The sequence below is a fragment of the Streptomyces sp. NPDC050704 genome (genome assembly GCF_040654355.1).
Taxonomy (GTDB): Bacteria; Actinomycetota; Actinomycetes; order Streptomycetales; family Streptomycetaceae; genus Streptomyces.
Genome location: NZ_JBFAHW010000247.1, coordinates 1 through 3866, shown reverse-complemented (window position 1 = coordinate 3866; position 3866 = coordinate 1). Strand labels below are relative to the sequence as shown.

General features: G+C 69.4%; 4 protein-coding genes. 1 reads left to right on the top strand and 3 read right to left on the bottom strand.

Features of this window, described 5'->3' with window-relative positions; genetic code table 11:
• Positions 1–202: 202 nt before the first annotated feature.
• From AB0I18_RS51730 to AB0I18_RS51720, 3 genes are all read right to left on the bottom strand, one after another.
• The gene (locus AB0I18_RS51730; protein WP_363112836.1) at positions 203–595 is read right to left on the bottom strand and encodes an aldo/keto reductase; all 393 of its coding nucleotides are present in this window, start codon (positions 593–595) and stop codon (positions 203–205) included.
• 52 nt (positions 596–647) lie between these two features.
• Positions 648–1670: an aldo/keto reductase gene (locus AB0I18_RS51725; RefSeq protein WP_363112835.1), complete on the bottom strand. Its 1023-nt coding sequence runs from the start codon at positions 1668–1670 to the stop codon at positions 648–650.
• An 84-nt stretch (positions 1671–1754) separates the two neighbouring features.
• Positions 1755–3008 (bottom strand): MFS transporter, encoded by a 1254-nt coding sequence (locus tag AB0I18_RS51720; protein WP_363112834.1) that lies wholly within the window; start codon positions 3006–3008, stop codon positions 1755–1757.
• Positions 3009–3261: 253 nt separating this feature from the next.
• On the opposite strand from AB0I18_RS51720, the gene AB0I18_RS51715 reads away from it, so the two are divergent.
• Positions 3262–3435: a hypothetical protein gene (locus AB0I18_RS51715; RefSeq protein WP_363112833.1), complete on the top strand. Its 174-nt coding sequence runs from the start codon at positions 3262–3264 to the stop codon at positions 3433–3435.
• Positions 3436–3866: the final 431 nt, after the last annotated feature.

Sequence of the window (3866 nt, the reverse complement as noted above, 5' to 3'; positions counted from 1 at the left end):
GACGACGAAGTCGACCCGGCAACTGGCTGCCGAGCCAGCCCCCTCCGGCGACTCGGTGACATCGCTCATCGAACCCACCGCCCGGCACCGTGCCCCAGTGCACAACGCGTGCACACTTGCGCGGGAACTCCCAGGAACTCGCAGGTAGAAGCGGGATGTGCCCAGACACGACACAGGGCCCCGACCAGGCAAAAAGGCCAGGTCAGAGCCCTAATGACAGACGAGTCGGGCTGTACGCCGGGTACAGGTCGACGTAGTCGGTCTTCAGACGTGCGAGGGAGGAATCGATCTGCTTGGCGATCTGCGCGGGAGACAGGCCCTTGTCGGCCGGGTCGTCAGACATCGGGCCCCAGACCTTGGTGGCCAGGATGTAGGAGTCGCGGGGGTGGGCCGAGAGGATCTCACCCCAGGCCGTCTCGGCAGCTCCCTGTCCGTAGACGTTGGCGGTGTCGAAGAAGTTGATTCCGGCGTCGAAGGCCGCTTCGGTGCAGGCATGGGTCGCGTCGGCCTCGATGCCGCCGGCGTAGGTAAGCCACGAGCCGAGGGAGATCTCCGAGACCTGAAGGTCCGAGCTGCCGAGTGTGCGGTACCGCATGGATGCTTGCTCCTTGCTGGTTCCGTGTTCCGTGTTCCGTGTAAGTCCCTGGTCAGCGTCGGCGGGCCGCCGGTTCCAGGGCGGGGTTGGCGAAGCTGCTGTCGGCCGGGTTGATGACCGTGCCGGGGGTGACGATGGCGTCGATGCGGTCCAGGACCGCGGGGTCCAGGACCACGTCGGTCGCGGGCAGTTGCGTCTCCAGATGCTGGAGCGTGCGCGGGCCGATGAGGACCGAGACGACCGAGGGATGGTTGAGCGTGAACGCGATGGCCATCTCGATCAGCGTCATTCCGTTGTCCTCGGCCAGGTGGGCGAGGGCTTCGGCCGCCTTCAGCTTTCGCTGGTTGACCGGCAGGGACATGTCGAAGCGGTCGGCGAGGCGCTGCCGGGCCGGGGACGGGGTGGGCAGGTCGGCGTCCTGGCGCCAGCGGCCCGAGAGCCAGCCACCGGCGAGCGGACTGTAGGTGATCACTCCCATGCCGTGCCGGGCCGCGGTCGGCAGGACGTCGGCCTCGATGCCTCGCACGAGCATGGAGTACGGGGCCTGTTCGCACACGAACCGCTCCAGGCGCCTGTCGTGGGCGGCCCACTGGGCTTCGACGATCTGGCTGCCGGGGAAGGTGGAGGAGCCGAGGTAGCGGACCTTGCCCTGGCGTACCAGGTCCGTCAGGGCGCCCAAGGTCTCTTCGATGTCCGTGTCGGGTGAGGGCCGGTGCACCTGGTAGAGGTCGATGTAGTCGGTTCCCAGCCGGCGCAGCGAGTCCTCGACGGCCCGCATGATCCAGCGTCGGGAGTTGCCGCGCTGGTTGGGGTCGTCCCCCATGGGGTTGTGGAACTTGGTGGCCAGGACGATGTCGTCCCGGCGGCCCTTGATCGCCTGTCCGACGATCTCCTCGGACTCGCCGTGGGAGTAGACGTCGGCGGTGTCGATGAAGTTGATGCCGGCGTCCAGGGCGCGGTGGATGGTCCGGGTGGCCTCGTCGTGGTCGGGGTTGCCCCACGGGCCGAACATCATCGCGCCCAGGCACATCTTGCTGACGGACAGGCCGGTCCGGCCCAGCAGACGGTGCTCCATTGTGATCTCCAACTGTCTTGTACGGCTTGCTCGGATCGAGGTGTCGGATGCTGCACGGGGAGGGCCCGGCCTCTCCGACCGGTGTCAGCTCCGCGCTGATTCCGCCTTGCGGTGGGAGGCGGCCAGCAGGCCCAGCGGCAGCAGGGCCGCGAGAGCGAAGGCGAAGCCGGTCAGCGACGGGCCTTTAAGGCCCAGGCTGGAGGTCAGGGCGATGCCGCCGAGCCAGGAACCTGTGGCGATGCCGACCTGGAAGGCGGACGTGGCCAGGGCCATGGGCAGGGACCGGCCGGCTCCGGCGATGCGGACGACCTCACCGACGACGATGGGGTTGTTGGCGAAGCCGGCTGCGCCGAGCAGTACGACCAGGACCACGGCCACGACGCTGTTGGTCGCCCACAGGGTGATGGCACCCAGGATCGCGGCCGTGACTGCGGTGGCCGGGATGAGCGTGGTGTAGGGCCGGCGGTCGCCGAGGCGTCCGCCGACCGTGGTGCCGGCCAGGGCGCCGATGCCGAAGCCGAGCATCGCCAGCGGTACCACGGCACTCGCGAGGTGGGCCCGCTCGGTCAGCAGCGGGGCGACGTAGCTGTAGGCACCCATGATGCCGGCCTGGATGAGCGCGATGGCCAGGTAGACCAGCCACAGGCGCGGATGCTTGAGCGCGGCCGTCTCGGCGCGCAGAGAGGTGTCGGCGCGTGTTGTGTCGGCGGGCAGCTGGCGGGCCACCACCACGGCGGCGGCCACGGCGAGAGCGGCGAGCATCCAGAAGGGGGCCTGCCAGCCGCCCAGCTGGCCGGCTGCCGTACCGAGCGGGACGCCGACGATATTGGCGAGGGTGATGCCGCCGACCATGACGCCCGTGGCGCGGGTGCTGGCGGCCGGTCCCGCGGCGGCGGTCGCCACCACCGCGCCCACGGCCCAGAAGGTGCCGTTGCCCAGCGCGGCGGCGACCCGGCCGACGAGCGCGAGTCCCAGGCTGGAGCTGAGCGCGCTGACGACGTGACCCGCGGCGAAGACCAGCAGCGCGGCGACCAGGGCCGAGCGACGCGGCAGGCGCCGGGTCGCAATCGACATCACGGGCGCGCCGATCATCATGCCGACGGCGAAGGCGGTGATCAGCGTCCCGGCGCTGGAGACGCTGACACCGAGAGCGCCGGAAATCTCCGGCAGCAGGCCGGAGACGACGAACTCGCTGGTGCCCATGATGAAGGTGATGGCACCCAGCAGCCACACCACCGGCGGCAGCTTGACCTTCCCGGCAGGCACTGCCGTGCCGCCATCACCCGTCAGGGGTGCGGTGGCCGAGGTGTCCGGTTTCGTGGACGAGGGGGAACTCACTGACGATCCTTTCAAGAGACCCGGGGCGGGCCCCGGTCATCCGGAGGCGTTCCGGCAAAGCGGCATGCGCGCCCAAGGCTGTGCGGGCGGAGCACTTCTGGCCCGCCGCATTCCACGAAACCAGCAGTCGAGACCGGCAGACAGTCACGCTTGTGAGGGGTAACAGCAGAGACCCCCTCATGCCGAGAACGTGAGCGTGTACACGGCGAATCGGGGTAACGGCCGCGGCACGGGAGGTGGGCCGTCTTTGCCGATGCTCGCGCAGGTGGTCAGTACCGCCGCCCGCCGGGCGGAGCAGGTCGAGCCGGACTGTGCCGGTGACGTCTCCTGCTACCTGCACGAGGCCGCCGCCCTGATCACCGACAACGCCGGGCAACGCCTGAACTGGGTTGCCCGCTCCCTCCACCCGCAAGAACATCCCGAATGACCTCGGTGCTGCACCCCGGGCCTGCCCGAGAACGGGCTGATCGGCGCCCCCGGCGCGAGCAAGTCGACGCTGGCCCGTACCTGGCCGGCCTCGCCGCCCCTCTCGCTCGAGATCTGCGCGGCGTCGTTGGTGACGACTTCCCTGCCACGTCCTGCGTGTCGTCCCTACACTCCGCTCTACTCGACCGAGGGCCTGGACCACGGAGGAGAGCCAGCTCGGCGTGCTCGGCCTCATGCCGAGTGCTGCCCGACTTGCACCTGACGTTGGTGTCAGGTTTTAGCGTGGTGGCTGTTGGCGCTCCGCGGCTCCCTGCGGACATCGCCTTTCTACGTCAGCGATCTTCCGCGTCTGCTGTGAGCAGGTGCGACCGACAGCAGGAGTACTCATGCGCGCAGCTGTTTACCGTTCGCTCGGCGGCCCGGACGTCGTCG

Coding starts and splice junctions, on each gene's coding strand:
- AB0I18_RS51730 (WP_363112836.1), bottom strand. CDS start 595: ATGCGGTACCGCACACTCGGCAGCTCGGACCTTCAGGTCTCGGAGATC.
- AB0I18_RS51725 (WP_363112835.1), bottom strand. CDS start 1,670: ATGGAGCACCGTCTGCTGGGCCGGACCGGCCTGTCCGTCAGCAAGATG.
- AB0I18_RS51715 (WP_363112833.1), top strand. CDS start 3,262: ATGCTCGCGCAGGTGGTCAGTACCGCCGCCCGCCGGGCGGAGCAGGTC.